Source organism: Kitasatospora sp. CB01950 (assembly GCF_001905465.1).
In the GTDB taxonomy this organism is placed as follows: domain Bacteria; phylum Actinomycetota; class Actinomycetes; order Streptomycetales; family Streptomycetaceae; genus Kitasatospora.
In genome coordinates, this window is record NZ_LISX01000005.1 from 58,987 (window position 1) to 74,059 (window position 15,073).

General features: G+C 72.2%; 15 protein-coding genes. 6 read left to right on the forward strand and 9 right to left on the reverse strand.

Annotated elements, in window-relative coordinates:
- Positions 1-18 precede the first annotated feature (18 nt).
- The gene (locus AMK19_RS14800) at positions 19-876 is read left to right on the forward strand and encodes a substrate-binding periplasmic protein (protein WP_073811843.1); all 858 of its coding nucleotides are present in this window, start codon (positions 19-21) and stop codon (positions 874-876) included.
- On the opposite strand, the gene AMK19_RS14805 is transcribed toward AMK19_RS14800, so the two are convergent.
- The 3 genes from AMK19_RS14805 to AMK19_RS14815 form a co-directional block, all read right to left on the reverse strand.
- Positions 873-1,541 (reverse strand): response regulator, encoded by a 669-nt coding sequence (locus AMK19_RS14805; RefSeq protein WP_073811845.1) that lies wholly within the window; start codon positions 1,539-1,541, stop codon positions 873-875. The genes AMK19_RS14800 and AMK19_RS14805 overlap by 4 nt on opposite strands.
- Positions 1,534-2,643, reverse strand: a complete 1,110-nt coding sequence (macS, locus tag AMK19_RS14810) for a MacS family sensor histidine kinase (RefSeq protein WP_073812437.1) — start codon at positions 2,641-2,643, stop codon at positions 1,534-1,536. Before macS ends, AMK19_RS14805 begins: the two co-directional genes overlap by 8 nt.
- Positions 2,644-2,734: 91 nt before the next feature.
- Entirely contained in the window at positions 2,735-3,538 is an 804-nt protein-coding gene (locus AMK19_RS14815; protein WP_073812438.1) for a lysophospholipid acyltransferase family protein, read from the reverse strand.
- 179 nt (positions 3,539-3,717) lie between these two features.
- Between AMK19_RS14815 and AMK19_RS14820 the strand changes: the two genes are divergently transcribed.
- Together AMK19_RS14820 and AMK19_RS14825 are read left to right on the forward strand one after the other, a co-directional pair.
- The gene (locus AMK19_RS14820) at positions 3,718-4,497 is read left to right on the forward strand and encodes an alpha/beta hydrolase (RefSeq protein WP_073811847.1); all 780 of its coding nucleotides are present in this window, start codon (positions 3,718-3,720) and stop codon (positions 4,495-4,497) included.
- A gap of 10 nt (positions 4,498-4,507) precedes the next feature.
- Entirely contained in the window at positions 4,508-5,095 is a 588-nt protein-coding gene (locus AMK19_RS14825) for a hypothetical protein (RefSeq protein ID WP_241844417.1), read from the forward strand.
- Between the two features lie 49 nt (positions 5,096-5,144).
- Here AMK19_RS14825 and AMK19_RS14830 read toward each other — a convergent pair whose 3' ends face one another.
- The 5 genes from AMK19_RS14830 to AMK19_RS14850 all read right to left on the reverse strand — a co-directional run bounded on the left by AMK19_RS14830 (position 5,145) and on the right by AMK19_RS14850 (position 9,021).
- Positions 5,145-5,903: an endonuclease/exonuclease/phosphatase family protein gene (locus tag AMK19_RS14830; RefSeq protein WP_073811848.1), complete on the reverse strand. Its 759-nt coding sequence runs from the start codon at positions 5,901-5,903 to the stop codon at positions 5,145-5,147.
- Positions 5,904-5,974: 71 nt separating this feature from the next.
- Positions 5,975-6,916, reverse strand: a complete 942-nt coding sequence (locus tag AMK19_RS14835; RefSeq protein ID WP_073811850.1) for an ROK family glucokinase — start codon at positions 6,914-6,916, stop codon at positions 5,975-5,977.
- Positions 6,917-7,112: 196 nt separating this feature from the next.
- Positions 7,113-7,391, reverse strand: a complete 279-nt coding sequence (locus AMK19_RS38070; RefSeq protein WP_073811852.1) for a DUF5304 family protein — start codon at positions 7,389-7,391, stop codon at positions 7,113-7,115.
- Positions 7,392-7,417: 26 nt separating this feature from the next.
- Positions 7,418-8,578: an ArsA family ATPase gene (locus AMK19_RS14845; protein WP_073811853.1), complete on the reverse strand. Its 1,161-nt coding sequence runs from the start codon at positions 8,576-8,578 to the stop codon at positions 7,418-7,420.
- A gap of 8 nt (positions 8,579-8,586) precedes the next feature.
- Positions 8,587-9,021, reverse strand: coding sequence for an SRPBCC family protein (locus AMK19_RS14850; protein ID WP_073811855.1), 435 nt, complete (start codon positions 9,019-9,021; stop codon positions 8,587-8,589).
- Positions 9,022-9,270: 249 nt separating this feature from the next.
- Here AMK19_RS14850 and AMK19_RS14855 point away from each other — a divergent pair, with 249 nt between their 5' ends.
- Positions 9,271-11,067: an AMP-dependent synthetase/ligase gene (locus AMK19_RS14855; protein WP_073811856.1), complete on the forward strand. Its 1,797-nt coding sequence runs from the start codon at positions 9,271-9,273 to the stop codon at positions 11,065-11,067.
- A gap of 145 nt (positions 11,068-11,212) precedes the next feature.
- Here AMK19_RS14855 and AMK19_RS14860 read toward each other — a convergent pair whose 3' ends face one another.
- Positions 11,213-12,355 (reverse strand): glycosyltransferase family 4 protein, encoded by a 1,143-nt coding sequence (locus AMK19_RS14860; protein WP_073811858.1) that lies wholly within the window; start codon positions 12,353-12,355, stop codon positions 11,213-11,215.
- 258 nt (positions 12,356-12,613) lie between these two features.
- On the opposite strand from AMK19_RS14860, the gene AMK19_RS14865 reads away from it, so the two are divergent.
- A complete protein-coding gene (locus tag AMK19_RS14865) occupies positions 12,614-14,050 on the forward strand; it encodes a glycosyltransferase 87 family protein (RefSeq protein WP_073811859.1) in 1,437 nt (478 codons plus the stop codon).
- A 116-nt stretch (positions 14,051-14,166) separates the two neighbouring features.
- Positions 14,167-15,069, forward strand: a complete 903-nt coding sequence (locus AMK19_RS14870; protein WP_073811861.1) for a carbohydrate kinase family protein — start codon at positions 14,167-14,169, stop codon at positions 15,067-15,069.
- The last annotated feature ends 4 nt before the right edge of the window (positions 15,070-15,073 follow it).

The following is a 15,073-nucleotide window of genomic DNA, read 5'->3' on the forward strand; positions in this document are numbered from 1 at the left end:
TCACCTCGCTCAGCCCTGATGTCAGCAGGGCTCCTCCTGCTGGCCACCACCCTGCTCGGCTGCGGCACCGACAAGAACTCGGCGGCCCCGTTCGACAGCATGCCGATCAAGGTCGGTTTCAAGGGCTACCGCCCGGGCATGTCGGACCTTCCCCGCAACAGTCCCTTCACCGGCTTCGAGCCGCACGTGGCGCTGAAGGTCCTCCAGGAGGCGCTGGGCCGCGACTACACCTCGGTGACCGTGACCACCGCCGACTGGCAGGACGCCCTCGGCGACGGCCGGATCAACCACAACAAGGTGGACCTGGTGATCGCGGACATCTCCGAACAGGACGGGCTCAAAGGCAAGTACGACCTGGCCGGCCCGTACCTGCAGACCCCGCTCGGTGTGATGCTGAAGACCACGGACAAGACGGTGATCACCAAAGCGGAGGACCTCCGGCCGCTGTCCGTCTGCGTGCAGGAGAAGACCACCGCGTACGCCACCATGCAACTGAACGGCGGCACGCCACCCCTCCCCGAGCCCGACCTGGACACCTGCAAGGACCGACTCAACGACGGCACCGTGCAGGCGATCGTCGCCGACTACGTGGTGCTGCAGGGCATCGCCGTGAACTCCGGCACCGGCACTCAGCACGACTATCAGGTCCCCCGCAACGTCCACATCGGCAAGTCGCAGCAGCTGATGATGGTGCTGCCCAAGGGCCACCAGAAGGCCTGCGAGATGCTCCGCAAGGCGATCTCCGACTACCTCCAGGACATCGACTGGGCGGCCTCGCTGAAGCAGTACCTCCACCTCGATGAATTCACCGACAAGGAGATCATCGACATCTTCCGGCCCGTCACCACCTCCGTCGGCGACCGCTGCTCGGCCTAGCCCAGCTCCTCGTCCAGCCCCTGCTCGATCGCGTACCGCACCAGTTCGACCCGGTTGTGCAGTTGCAGCTTGCCGAGGGTGTTCTGCACGTGGTTCTGCACGGTGCGGTGCGAGAGCACCAGCCGGTCGGCGATCTGGCGGTAGGAGAGGCCCTTGGCGACCAGCCGCAGCACCTCGGTCTCCCGGGGGGTCAGTTGCGGGGCGGCCGGCCGGGCGGGGGTGCCGGGTTCGGTGGCGAGGCGGCGGAACTCGCCGAGGACCAGGCCGGCCAGACCGGGGGTGAAGACCGGGTCGCCGACGGCGGTGCGGTGGACGGCGTCGATCAGTTCCTCGCGGCCGGCCGACTTCACCAGGTAGCCGGTCGCCCCGGACTTCACCGCCTCCAGCACGTCGGCGTGCTCGCCGCTCGCGGAGAGCACCAGCACCCGCACCGCCGGGTCGGCGGCCACCACCTGGCGGCACACCTCGACGCCGGGCAGCGCGGGCAGGTTGAGGTCGAGCACCACGACCTGCGGGGTGCTGGCCCGGGCCCGGCGCACCGCTTCCTCGCCGTCCCCGGCGGTGGCGACCACCGCGAACCCGGCCTCGGCCAGGTCCCGGGCCACCCCGTCGCGCCACATCGGGTGGTCGTCCACCACCATCACGCGCACCGGCTGATCAGTCATCGCCACCCCTCCGCGGCCATCGCAGTTCCACCTCGACGCCCTCCCCGGGCACCGAGTACAGCTCGGCGCTGCCGCCGAGGTCCAGCATCCGTCCGCGGATCGACTGGGCCACGCCGAGCCGCCCGTCCTGCTGTGCCTGTGCCAGCCGGCCCGCCGGGAAGCCGGGGCCGTCGTCGCGCACGGAGACGGTGACGGCCTGCGGCTCGTCCTCCAGCAGGATCCAGGCCCGGGTGTGCTCCCCGGCGTGCACCCGGACGTTGTCCAGCGCCGCGGCGACCGCGGCGGACAGTTCGGTGGCCACCTGTGCGGGCAGCAGCACCGGCGTGGCGGGCGCGGCGACGGTGATCCGCTCGTCGGCGTGCCGGGAGATCAGCGGACGCAGGTCGGCCTCGCCGTCGCCGAGGGTCTCCGGTTGCTGGGTGCCCGTCATCAGGGCCCGCAGCGCCCGTTCCTGTTCCCCCGCCAGTCGGCCGAGCTCGGCGGCGTCGCCCTGCTGACGGTGCACCAGGGCGAGGACCTGCAGCACGCCGTCGTGGATGTCCCGGGACAGCCGTTCGCGTTCCCGGGTGGCGGCCTCCACCTGGAGGGCGCGGGTGAGCACCGCCTCGCTGGCCCGGGCCAGTTCGATGACGTAGCCGATGGCGCAGCCCGCGACCAGCAGCAGCACGATGTTGTGCAGGTTGTCGGGGCTGATCCCGCCGTGGCCGAGGATGTTGGCGGCGCCGATCACCGCCCCGGCGAACGCGGCGGGCCGCCAGCCGCCCTTGCCGGCGAAGCCGAGCACGGTTCCGGCCGCCCAGATGGTGGGCAGCGTGGGCGCACCGGCGTGGATTCGGGCGGGGGTGTCGATGAAGCCGCTCAGCACGATGCCGAACACCGCGAACAGCAGGTCGGTGCCGAGCACCGTCCAGGTGCAGCGCTTGGGGCCGGCGAACGCCCGGGTGCTGGCCAGCGTCCACAGGGTCAGCGCGCCCAGGTAGATCCAGCCGGACACCGGGTGCAGGAACTCCCGGTGGGCGGTGAAGAACCGCAGCACCGCGTAGCCGAGCGCCAGCACCCGGAAGTACCCCATGGCGCGCCACAGCGGCAGCTCCACCGACATCCCGCCGGCCACCACCGCCGCGGCCGGACCCGACCGCGGCACGACCTGTCCGTGTTCCTCCACGCCAAGCCCCCCTGACGCTGACGGCCGGTCAGGCCCCGGCGTCCTTCTCCTGCCCTGCGGCCTTCTCCTGCTCGGCGGCCTGCTCGGCGGCCTTCTCGGCCTCCTCCGCAGCCTTGTCGGCCTTCTGCTGTGCCTTGCGGTCGGCCTCGGCGGCCTTCTTCTCCTCCGCGAGCTGCCGCTTGGCGGCCGTCGCGTAGATGTCCACGTACTCCTGGCCGGACAGCCGCATGATCTCGTACATCACCTCGTCGGTGACGGAGCGCAGGATGAACCGGTCGTTCTCCATGCCCTGGTAGCGGGAGAAGTCCAGCGGACGGCCGATCCGGATGCCCGGGCGGACGCCGAAGTTGGGGATCACCTGACCGGGCGGCTGCACCTTCTCGGTGTCGATCATCGCGACCGGGATCACCGGCGCGCCGGTGGCCAGCGCGACGCGGGCCAGGCCGCCGACCTTGCCGCGGTACAGCTTGCCGTCGGGCGAACGGGTGCCCTCCGGGTACACGCCGAACACCTCGCCGCGCTCGATCACCGCGATGCCGCTGCGGATCGCCGCCTCACCGGCGCCGCGGGCGCCCGAGCGGTCCACCGGCAGCTGGCCGACGCCCTTGAAGAACGCGGCGGTCAGCCGGCCCTTGATGCCGGGCGTGGTGAAGTACTCGGCCTTCGCGATGAACGTCACCCGCCGCTTGAGCAACGCGGGCAGGAAGAACGAGTCCGAGAAGGACAGATGGTTGCTGGCGAGGATGGCCGGGCCTTCGTCCGGAATGTTCTCCTCGCCCTCCATCCACGGCCGGAAGAAGATCCGCAGCAGCGGCGCGACGATCATCTTCATCAGTCGGTAGAACAACCGGGGCCTCCTGTTGTGCGGACCGGACGATCCTAATGCTTGCGCCCGCGCGCCCGTGCACCGGCGACCCGTCCAGGGCCGCGATCGGGCCTCTGTACGGGGCAACCCGCCCGTGGGACGATCGGAACACCCTCACCTGTCCCACACCTCCAGGAGTCCTGCCGATGCCGCTGCTGCCGGGAGCCGAGCCGTACCGCCACGAGGGCGGTCCGGTCGGTGTGCTGCTCGTCCACGGTTTCACCGGTTCCCCGCAGTCCATGCGGCCGTGGGCCGAACACCTGGCCGCCGCCGGACTCACCGTCAGCGCCCCGCTGCTGCCCGGCCACGGCACCCGCTGGCAGGACCTCCAGCCGACCCGCTGGGAGGACTGGTACGCCACCGCGGACGCCGCCCTCACCGAACTCGCCGAGCGCTGCGAAAAGGTCTTCGTCTGCGCGCTGTCGATGGGCTGCGCGCTCACCCTCAAGCTCGCCGAGAACCACGGCGACCGGATCTCCGGACTGGTGCTCGTCAACCCGTCGGTGCGCTCCGACAACCCCGGGACGGTGCTTCTTCCGGTCCTGCGCCACCTGCTGCCCTCGCTGCCCGGCGTCGCCGGGGACATCGCCAAGCCCGGCGTGTCCGAGGTCGGCTACGACCGGGTGCCGCTGCACGCCGCCTGGTCGCTGGCCCGGCTGTGGAAGAGCGTCCAGGCGGGAATGCCCAAGGTGACCCAGCCCGTTCTGCTGTTGCACAGTCCGCAGGACCACGTGGTCTCGCCGAGCAACTCGGCCATGGTGCTCGCCCGGATATCCTCGACCGATGTGACGGAGCTGCTGCTCGACCGCAGCTTCCACGTGGCCACGCTGGACCACGACGCCGGTCTGATCTTCGGGGCGAGCCTCGACTTCGTCCGGCGGCTGGCCCCGGCAGCGGCGGTCGATGCCGGGAACCACTCGGGCTGAAAGGCCGATAGTGAACGAGACCAGCAAAGCGAACGACGACGACCTGCCCCGCGACGACACCGAGGCGGCCGAACCCGCCGAGGCAGCCGCACCCGAGCCCGCCCCGCGACGTCCCGCCGCCGGCAGCCAGGCCGAGCAGGACGCGATCTTCGCCGCGCTGGTCGCCCAGTTCGACGAGCCGGTCGACGCCACGGACCACGCCTGGCCGGAGGCGGAGAACGTCCGCGAACGCCCCCGCCCGCCCAGCGCCCCGACCGGCCCCACCGGCCTCGGCGACTTCACCCCCCGCCCGGTCCCCCGTCCGATCGAGGGCCCGCGCGACTACGCCGTCGCCGAGAACGAGGACGACGACCACTTCGTCCCGCCGGAGCCCCCGCCGCTGCCCCCGGCCGAAACCACCGCCAAGTTCGCCTGGCTGGCCGTCCTCGGCGGCCCCGCACTGCTCCTGTTCGACGCCGTGGTCTGGCGCGAGGTCTCCGGCTGGCCCGCCTGGGTCGGCGTCATCGCCTTCCTCGGCGGCTTCGGCACCCTGGTCGCCCGCATGAAGGACCGCGACGACGACGAACCCGAGGACCCGACCGGCGGCGCCGTCGTCTGACCGCCCGCGCCGGGGCCGACGACCGCTCGGCCCCGGCGCGACCGGCCTGTCACGGCGCCGGAATCCGCAACGCCGCCAGCACCGGCAGATGATCCGTCGCCGCCAGCAGGTCCGCCTCCGCGACCCCCGGCAGCGGGTACGGCACCCCGCAGCCCAGCACGTCGATGTCCGGCGTCGCGAACACCCCGTCGATCCGCTGGTAGGGCTGCTTCGGCACCGACGTGAACGTCCCGCCCCACGGCGCCTTCGCGTGCGCGTCCGTGAACTCCTCCGCGAACGCCCGCCAACCCGGGCCCTCCGGCGGCTCGTTGAAGTCTCCCGCCACCACGCCCGGCTCCCCCGACCGCAGTTGACGCCGCAACAGCTCGAACTGCCGCTGCCGCTCCTCCGGTTGAAGACTCAGATGACAACTCGTCACCGAGAACGGACGCGACCCGCCGATCCGCAGCAACGCACTCGCGAACCCCCGCGCGTGCAGCCCCCGGGTCTTCGGCAGCAGCACGTCCCGCAGCTCCACCACGTCCACCCGCAACGCGCCGAGCAGCAACGGCCCCGCCGCGACGCGGCCGCCGCCGGCCAGGATCACCATGCCCGTCCGGTGCGCGAGCCACGCCGCGGCCTTCTCGCTCCGCCAGTACCGCGGCGACTCCTGCACGCACACCACGTCCGGATCGCACGCCCGGATCACCCGAGCCACCGCCGTGCGGTCGTCACGCAACGACCGCACGTTGTAACTCATCACCCGCACCCGCCGCGCCCCGTCCGGCTCCACCCCGGAGGACGCCAACGCAACATCAGTGTCCGTCACCTGACAGACAGTAACAGGACGCGAGGGTGCGGGCGCAGGTGAGCGCACAATCAGGGGCGCGTGGGGGCGCCTCAGACGCGCGCCAGGTCCCCCGCCCCCGAGATCCCCGCCGCCGACCCCATCGACGCCAGGACGACGTCCGCGCGCGGCCGGGCCGGACCGCCCGTCAGGTACTTCTCGAACGCGGCCGCCACCGGGTCGAGCAGCAGTCGGCCCGAGTCCGAGACGCCGCCGCCGAGGACGAAGACCGCCGGGTCGAAGAGCGCCGCGAGGTCGGCCATGCCGCGGCCGAGCCAGTCGGCGAGCTCCGCGTAGCAGGCGAGGGCCAGCGGGTCGCCCTCCTCCGCGGCCTGGGTGATGTGGATGCCGCGAATGGTCTCCGCGACGCCCTCGTTGAGTTCGAGCATCCGCTTGCCCGCGATCGGGTCCGCCGCGGACCTCTCCCGCCCGTACCGGCGCAGCGCCCGCCCGGAGCCGTACTGCTCCCAGCAGCCGTGTCCGCCGCAGCCGCAGAGCAGGCCGTCGGGAACCATGTTGAGGTGGCCGATCTCGCCGGCCACGCCGAACCGTCCGCGGTGCAGGCGGCCGTCGAGGACGATGCCGCCCCCGATGCCGGTGCCGACGGTGATCAGCACCATGTCCTCGTACGCGGCCGCGGCGCCGAACCGGAACTCGGCCCAGGCCGCGCAGTTGGCGTCGTTCTCGACCACGGTGGGCAGGCCGGTGAGTTCCTCGACGCGCTGCTTGAGGGGCTCGTTCTCCCAGTCGATGTTGGGCGCCATCAGGACGGTGGAGCGGTCCTGGCTGACGAAGCCGGGCGCGCCGACGCCGACGGCGGCGACGTCGGGGTACTGCTCCTTCAACTCACGTACGCCCTGGGCGATGGCGTCGACCGCCCACTGGGGGTCGGCCGGGGTGGGCACCCGGGTCCTGGCCAGAATCTCGCCGGACTCGTCGACGACGCCTGCTGCGATCTTGGTACCGCCGACGTCCACGCCGATGGTCAGAGCCATGTGTCCCTCAGCTATTCACTCGTTCCCGCTCAGCGGAACGGTACCGGCTGAGGGGTGCCCACGTACACAGTTCGGCATACATTATTCGAAGGCAATCCCCGACCGATCGGCCATGCTGCCTTCAGAAGTCATACCGACTGTCCCGTTCGGTGATGGCTTGAAACCATAACGTGACGCTGACGAACCGCCGGCTTAACTACTTGTCGGAGGCCTCTTCGGCCCCGTCCAGGTCCACCCGCTCGGTGTCGGCGTGTTGGGGCGCCGACCAGCGCTGTTCGTGCCCGGCCACCGCGGCCCGGTACGCGGCCAGCAACTCGCCGCCGGCGGCGGCCAAGTGGCCGTACACCTCGGGGTTGGACTCGCGCAGCCGGCCGCCGATCTCCATCGCCTTGCCGCCGACCGCGGTGGCGAACTTCCGCACTTCTTCCACCAGTGGCGCGAACTCGCCCGTCCCGCCCGGCCGTTCCGTACTCATGACACGCTCCCGTCCGTCAGATCCCGTTACCCGCGCGGCCACAGCGCGGGATCGGGGGTGAACCGCACCGACAGCGTTCCGTCGACCAGGCCGGCCCCACTGACCGTGCAACGGCGCAGCGCGGACGGGAGTGCCACGACCCGCCGGTAAGTTCCGGTGCCGAGGACCAATTCGTCGCCGCGGCGCAGCAGTTCGAGGTCCTCGCGGTCGGCGCCGGGCAGCGGCAGGTGCCAGATCAGCAGGTTCTCGGCGGCCAGCCGGTCCTCGGTCCAGGGCTCGGCGGGCGCGGGGATGCGGGGTGCGCCGGCCGGGTACAGCTGCTCGGCGAGCGCCGCCAGCGAGTCGGCCTGCCGCACGGTCAGCAGCGGGACGTTCAACGCCCGTTCCAGCTCGGCGAGTTGCTCGCTCTGCCGGGCGGCGGTGCGGGCCAGCCAGGGGTCCGGGGAGTCGACGGCGCCGGCGGGGTGCGCGCCGTGCGCGACCACGGCGTCCAGCGGCAGGCCGTGCAGGGCGAGGCCGGCCCGGATCCGGGCGAGGGCGCGCGGCGCGGGGCGGGCGGCGTCCAGCACCAGGCGGACGGTGGTGCCGGGCGCGGTGATCACGGCGGCGGCCTCGGCGAGCGCGGCGGACGCGGCGGCCCGGGCCTCGTACAGCTTGTCGGTGGGCATCGGGACGCCCGCCAGTCCGGCCAGCAGCGGGCGCAGCGCGCGGGCCGCCTGGCGCTGTTCGGGCAGCAGCCGGTCGAGGTAGCGCTCCAGTTGGGCGGGGAGCGCGAGGGTGGCGATCAGTTCGGCCGGCGGCGGGGCGGCGACCACCAGCACCTCGGCCTTGGCGCGGGGCAGCGCGCGCAGCAGGGCGAGGGCGCGGGTGCCGGGCAGCGGGGCGAGCTCCTCGGGGTCGAGCGGCTGGGCGCCGATCAGGTCGAGGGCGGGGGCGAGCCGTTCGCGGTAGCCGTCCAGGGCGGCGCGGAACGCGGCCTGTTCGTCGATCCGGGCAGCAGTCAGGCACTGCTCCAGTTCGACGGGCTCGGGGCCGAGCCGGACGCCGAGCAGGTCGTCGACGGCCCGGTGCGGGTCGTCGGCGGCCAGCAGCAGGGTCTCGCTGCCCTGCCGGGCGTGGTGCAGGGCGGTGGCGGCGGCGATCCTGGCGGATTCCGGGCCGCTGATCAGTACGGTGCGGGTGGCCACGGGCCCGATCAGCCCTCGACGCGCTTCTTCAGGCCGGCCAGGGCCCGATCGATGATGACCTTCTCCGCCTTGCGCTTGATCATGCCGAGCATCGGGATCTTGACGTCCACGGCCAGCTGGTAGGTGACCTCGGTGCGTCCCTGGCCCGCCGGGGCGAGCCGGTAGGAGCCGTCGAGGGAGCGCAGCATCTGGCTCTTGACCAGGGTCCAGCTCACCTCGCGGTCGCCGTCCCAGGTGTAGGCGAGCACGTGCTCGTCCCGGATCGCGCCGGCGTCCAGCAGCAGCCGCACCTCGGCGGCGCGGCCGTCCGGTCCGGTCTGCAGGACCTCGATCTCCTTCAGCTCGTCGGTCCACTCCGGGTACGCGGCGAAATCGGCGATCACCGCCATGACCTCGGCCGGGGTGGCGTCGATGACAATGCTCGACCTGGTGTGCTCCGCCATTGCGGCCTCCGCGATCTCCCTGTGCTGCTGTGCGCCCAGCAGAGGCTATCGCGGGCAGGGCCGCGTCCTTTCCGCCCGGGCAACCTTACCGGCGGGTCACCTACCGACTGCCGTAGGGTTCGCTTCGATCCATCCCACGTCCCACCTGCGATGTGACGATCGGAACACCGAGGCCGACCCCTCTGGTCGAACTCACCTACTCAGCAGTAACGTCCAGTCGTCCCGCAGCGTCGCGTACGAGGAGCAGTCTTGCTCGAGGAGTTCAGTCTTCCGGCCCGCTACCAGGTACCGAGCGACGGAAACCTCGCCGACCTGGTCCACCAGAACGCGGAGCGGCACCCGGGCGTCGCTGTGCTCAGCCGCAAGGCGGACGGGCAGTGGCAGGACCTGACTGCCGTCCAGTTCCTCGCCGAGGTGCACGCCGCCGCCAAGGGCCTGATCGCCGTCGGCGTCGGCCCCGGCGACCGGGTCGCCGTGATGTCCCGCACCCGCTACGAGTGGACGCTGCTCGACTTCGCGATCTGGACCGTCGGCGCGATCACCGTCCCCGTCTACGAGACCTCCTCCGCCGAGCAGGTGCAGTGGATCCTCGGCGACTCCGGCGCCCTCGCCGTCGTCACCGAGACCGACAAGCACGCCGCCGTGATCGCCGACCTCCGCGAGGCCCTGCCGGAGCTCAAGCACACCTGGCAGATCGAGCGCGACGGCATCGCCGAACTCGTCCGCGGCGGCCAGGACGTCGCCGACCGGGTGATCGCCGAACGCCGCGTCCTCGCGAACGCCGACTCGATCGCCACCATCGTCTACACCTCCGGCACCACCGGCCGCCCCAAGGGCTGTCAGCTCACCCACGGCAACTTCCTCGCCGAACTGGGCAACGTCACCGCCCGGATGCCCGAGCTGTTCGTCACCGGCGAGTCCTCGGTCCTGCTGTTCCTGCCGCTGGCCCACGTCCTCGGCCGGATCGCCGAGATCGCCACCGCCATCGTCCCGGTCAAGCTCGGCCACGTCTCCGACATCCGGAACGTCACCGAGGAGCTCGGCTCCTTCAAACCGACGCTGATCCTCGGCGTCCCCAGAGTCTTCGAGAAGGTCTACAACACCGCCCGCGCCAAGGCCCAGGCCGACGGCAAGGGCAAGATCTTCGACCGCGCCGCCGACACCGCCATCGCCTACAGCCGCGCCTTCGACGCCGGCGGCCCCTCGCTCCTGCTGCGCATCAAGCACGCGATCTTCGACAAGCTGGTCTACGTCAAGCTCCGCAACGCGCTCGGCGGCCGCTGCAAGACCGCCATCTCCGGCGGCGCCCCGCTCGGCGAACGACTCGGCCACTTCTACCGCGGCATCGGCTTCTCCGTCCTGGAGGGCTACGGCCTCACCGAGTCCTGCGCCGCCACCACCTTCAACCCCAACGACCGGGCCAAGATCGGCACCGTCGGCCAGCCGCTGCCCGGCTCCGCGATCCGGATCGCCGAGGACGGCGAGGTCCTCCTCAAGGGCCCGAACATCTTCACCGGCTACTGGAACAACCCCGCCGCCACCGCCGACGCCCTCCAGGACGGCTGGTTCGCCACCGGCGACATCGGCACCCTCGACGACGACGGCTACCTCACCATCACCGGCCGCAAGAAGGAGATCATCGTCACCGCCGGCGGCAAGAACGTCGCCCCCGCCGTGATCGAGGACCGCATCCGCGCGCACGCCCTCGTCGGCGAGGTCATGGTGGTCGGCGACCGCAAGCCCTTCATCGCCTGCCTGATCACCATCGACGACGAGTTCTTCCCGCGCTGGAAGGCCCTCAACAACAAGCCCGCCGACGCGACCGTCGCCGACCTCCGCGAGGACCCCGACCTCCTCGCCGCCCTCCAGACCGCCGTCGACGACGGCAACCAGGCCGTCTCCCACGCCGAGGCCGTCAAGAAGTTCCGCCTCCTCACCACCGCCTTCACCGAGGACAGCGGCCACCTCACCCCGTCCCTCAAGCTCAAGCGCAACGTCGTCCTCAAGGACTTCGCCGCCGACATCGAGGCGCTCTACACGAAGTAGGAGCACGCGAGCGGGTGGGCGCGAGAACAGGGGCGCGTGGAACTGCGCGAAGCGGAAGGCACCCCACCGCAAGATCGCGACGCAGGCAGTGACTTGCCGTTGATCGCGACCTTGCGGTGGGGTGCCTTCTTCGCACCCGCCTGCGCTACCGCACCTCGAGCAACCCCGTGAGCCGCTCCGCCAGCATGTCCCAACGCCAGGCGTCGTGAACCCACGTGCGCCCCGCCTCCCCCATCTCCCGTCGGAGACTCTCGTTCGCCAGCAGCCGCACCAGCCGCTCCGCGAGCACCGTCTCCCCGCCCTTCCCCGGCACCACGAACCCCGTCTCGCCCTCGCGGACCGCGTCGGGCGCCCCGCCCGAGTCCCCCGCGACCACCGGCAGCCCCGTCGCCGAGGCCTCCAGGTAGACGATGCCCAGCCCTTCCACGTCCAGCCCGCCGCGCCGCGTCCGGCACGGCATCGCGAAGACGTCGCCCGCCCCGTAGTGCGCGGGGAGCTCCTCCCAGGGCACCGCCCCCGTGAACACCACCGACGACCGCACCCCCACCGAGTCCACGAGCTTCTCCAGCTCGCCCCGGTAGGGCCCGCCGCCGACGATCAGCAGCACCGCGTCGGGCTGCGCCGCCAGCACCCGGGGGAAGGCCCGGATCAAGGTGTCCTGCCCCTTCCGGGGGACCAGCCGCGACACGCACACCACCACCGGGCGCTCCGTCAGCCCCAGCCGCGCCCGGACGACGTCCCCGCCCGAGTCCGGCCGGAACGTCGACTCGTCCACGCCCGGCGGCAGCTGGACCATCCGCGAGGCGACCCGCGGCCCGACCGCCCGGGCGATCCGCGACCGGGTGTACTCGCCGAGGTACGTCAGGACGTCCGTGTTCCCCCCGATCCGCCGCAACAGCTGTGCGGAGACCGGCAGTTGGGCCCACGCGGCCTCGTGCCCGTGGGTCATCCCGAGCAGCCGCCGCGCACCGGCCCGGCGCAGCGTGGGGGCCATCAGCCCGAGCGGCGCGGCGGCCCCGAACCAGACGGACGTGCACTTCTCGGCGCGCAGGATCTCCGCCGCCCGCCGGGTGACCCGGGCGGTGGGGAGCATCATCCTCGTGCGATCGCGGATCACCGGGAAGGGCTGCTCGGCGTCGAACTTGGCCACTTCCCGACCGTCCCGCCAGGTGGATGCGTACACCACGATCGAGCCGGCAGGTTGACGGACGGCCATGTTGTGGACGAACGCCTGGATGCCGCCTGGCCTGGGCGGAAAGTCGTTGGTGACGATGAGGGTTCTGTTCATGTGCCGCGGCTCGCTCGGTCAGGGGGTGCTCGGAGTACCCGTGAGTGGTCCGTACGATAGGTCACCGTGTCCGTCCGCCGGGAACGCAGCCCGCACCGTCCACGGCGGCGGGACCGTCGCAGGCCCGAAGGTTCGGACACGGTTCGGAGAAGTTAGAGGACATCGCCGCAACCGATGCGGTGTGCTGGTGGTCCTTAACCGGTGCCCCCGGCGCGCATGCCCGGTACCGGTGCGTACGCGACGACCCGAAGGAGCGTAGTGGAGTCAGCCCAGGCCGAACGGCCCGGAAGTTCGGAGCCCCCGGCGCTGCCTGCCTCGCCCGGCTCCGCCACGCCCGTCCCCGCGCAGCCCGGTCCCGCGCAGCACCCGCAGCAGGCGCAGGAAGCGCCGCAGACCCCCGCCCCGAGCCGTCGTCCGCTGTGGGTCCTGGGGGCCGGCTGGGTGGTCACCCGGACCCTGCTCGTCCTGGTGGTCTCGGGTGTGCTGCGGATCGCCAGCACGGACGTGACCGCGGACGTCTCGGTGATCTACCACAGCTGGTACGAGGTGCTCTGCACCGGCACGTTCCCGCTGGACGACGTGACCTGGCAGTACCCGCCGGGCGCGGCGCTGGTGATCCTGCTGCCGGGCCTGCTGCCGTGGTCGTACCTGGTGTCGTTCTTCGTGATCTGCGTGGCGGTGGACGCGGCGGCGATGGCCCTGCTGATGCGCGCGGGCGTGCGCCGGGGCCGCAGCTACCTGGGCGCGTGGTTCTGGCTGGTGGGCGTGCCGCTGCTCGGGCCGACGGTGTACTGCCGGTACGACATCATCGTGACGGCGCTGGCGGTGGCGGGTCTGCTGGTGGTGCTGCGCCGCCCGGCGCTGGGCGGCGTGCTGCTGGGCCTGGGCGGTCTGCTCAAGATCTGGCCGCTGCTCGCGCTGTTCGGCACCCCGCGCGGCCGCCGCACCCGCCGCTCGTGGACGTCGGCGGCGACCTTCGCGGGGGCGCTGGGCTTCCTGCTGACGGCGGGCATGAACGGGGCGTTCGAGTTCCTGAAGTTCCAGTCGGAGCGCGGCATCGAGATCGAGTCGCTGGGCGCGCTGCCGCTGCACTTCGCGAAGCTGGCGGGGTCGTGGCACGGCACCGTGACGATGAACTACGGCTCGGTGGAGTTCCTCGGCCCGTGGGTGCCGGTGATCTCCAAGGTGATGGTCGGCATGACGGTGGCCGGTTTCGGCTGGCTGCTGATCTGGCGGCTGCGGGCGGCCCGTTGGAGCTCGGCGACCACCTTCGACGCGGCGCTGTGCGCGCTGCTGATCTTCACCGCGACCAGTCGGGTGATCAGCCCGCAGTACATGATCTGGGTGGTCGGCCTGGCGGCGGTGTGCCTGACGGTGCGCCACACCAGCCAGCGCCCGGTGGCGGTGCTGGTGCTGGTGGCGACGGTGCTGACCACGCTGGAATTCCCGGTGATGTTCGGGATGGTGAACCGCAGCGAGCTGCCCGGCGTGCTGGTGCTGACGGCCCGCAACCTGGTGCTGCTGGCGGCCACCCTGGTCTCGGCGTACCGGCTGTGGCGCTCCACCCGCCGCCGGGAGGCGCTGACCACGGTGGTGCTGCCGGCCGGTCAGGTGGGCCCGCAGTACCCGGTGCGGCCGGGCATCGCCTACGAGCAGGACCTGCTGGACGACCTCACCCCGGCCGACCGGCCCTGACCGCCCCCGGCCGACCGGCCCCGGACCCGACCGCCGCCCGGACCCGACCGCCGCCCGGCCCTGCAAGTTTCTGAAAGTGCTTGCAGGGTCGGGCTTTTCGCTGCCACCATCGCCGGATGATCGACTACGACATCCTGATCGTCGGCGGCGTCGGCGTGGACACCATCGTCCGGGTGAACCGCCTGGAGGTCCCGCCCGGCCGCGACTCGGTGCACGTCCCCCCGGTCCTCGACTACCCGGCGCACACCGGCAACGGCGTCGCGCTGGCCTGTCACGCGCTGGGCCTGCGCACCAAGCTCGCCGACTTCCTCGGCGAGGACCCGCAGGGCGCCCTGGTGCTGGCCGAGTACGCCCGCCGCGGTCTGGACTTCAGCCACCTGCCCGCCCCCAACGGCACCCCGCGCAGCGTCAACCTGGTCGACGCGGACGGCCTGCGGTTCTCGTTCTACGACGGCCGCCACCCGGCGGACGCCCGGCTGCCGCGCGCATTCTGGCTGCCGCTGCTGGAGCGCTCCCGGCACGTCCACCTGTCGATCACCGGCGTCAACCGGGACATGTACCAGGACGTCGAGCGCCTGGGCCTGCCCAGCTCCACCGACCTGCACGCCTGGGACGGCGAGAACGAGCACCACCGGTTCTACGCACTCCGCTCGGACGTGGTGTTCCTGTCCGCGGCGGGCCTCGGCAACCGTCCGGAGGCCGTGATGCGGTCGATCCTCGAACACGGCCGGGCCGAACTGGTGGTCGCCACCGCGGGCTCGCACGGCGCGTTCCTGCTGACCCGCGAGGACGAGACGCCGCGGCACTTCCCGGCGGTGGACCCGGGCGCGCCGATCGTCGACAGCAACGGCGCGGGCGACGCGTTCGTCTCCGGCTTCCTGCAGCGCCGGCTGGCGGGCCGCCCGGTCGAGGAGTGCATGCGCGCGGGCTCGGCGGCCGGCGCGTTCGCCTGCACCACGGCGGGCACCCACACCGCGTTCCTGGACGCGGCGGGCCTGGACCGGGCGCTGACGGGCTGACCGA

Bases quoted from the DNA above. Each gene is read 5' to 3' on its own strand.
- AMK19_RS14800 (WP_073811843.1), top strand. From the start codon at position 19: ATGTCAGCAGGGCTCCTCCTGCTGGCCACCACCCTGCTCGGCTGCGGC.
- AMK19_RS14805 (WP_073811845.1), bottom strand. From the start codon at position 1,541: ATGACTGATCAGCCGGTGCGCGTGATGGTGGTGGACGACCACCCGATG.
- macS (WP_073812437.1), bottom strand. From the start codon at position 2,643: ATGTCGGTGGAGCTGCCGCTGTGGCGCGCCATGGGGTACTTCCGGGTG.
- AMK19_RS14815 (WP_073812438.1), bottom strand. From the start codon at position 3,538: ATGAAGATGATCGTCGCGCCGCTGCTGCGGATCTTCTTCCGGCCGTGG.
- AMK19_RS14820 (WP_073811847.1), top strand. From the start codon at position 3,718: ATGCCGCTGCTGCCGGGAGCCGAGCCGTACCGCCACGAGGGCGGTCCG.
- AMK19_RS14835 (WP_073811850.1), bottom strand. From the start codon at position 6,916: ATGGCTCTGACCATCGGCGTGGACGTCGGCGGTACCAAGATCGCAGCA.
- AMK19_RS38070 (WP_073811852.1), bottom strand. From the start codon at position 7,391: ATGAGTACGGAACGGCCGGGCGGGACGGGCGAGTTCGCGCCACTGGTG.
- AMK19_RS14850 (WP_073811855.1), bottom strand. From the start codon at position 9,021: ATGGCGGAGCACACCAGGTCGAGCATTGTCATCGACGCCACCCCGGCC.
- AMK19_RS14860 (WP_073811858.1), bottom strand. From the start codon at position 12,355: ATGAACAGAACCCTCATCGTCACCAACGACTTTCCGCCCAGGCCAGGC.
- AMK19_RS14870 (WP_073811861.1), top strand. From the start codon at position 14,167: ATGATCGACTACGACATCCTGATCGTCGGCGGCGTCGGCGTGGACACC.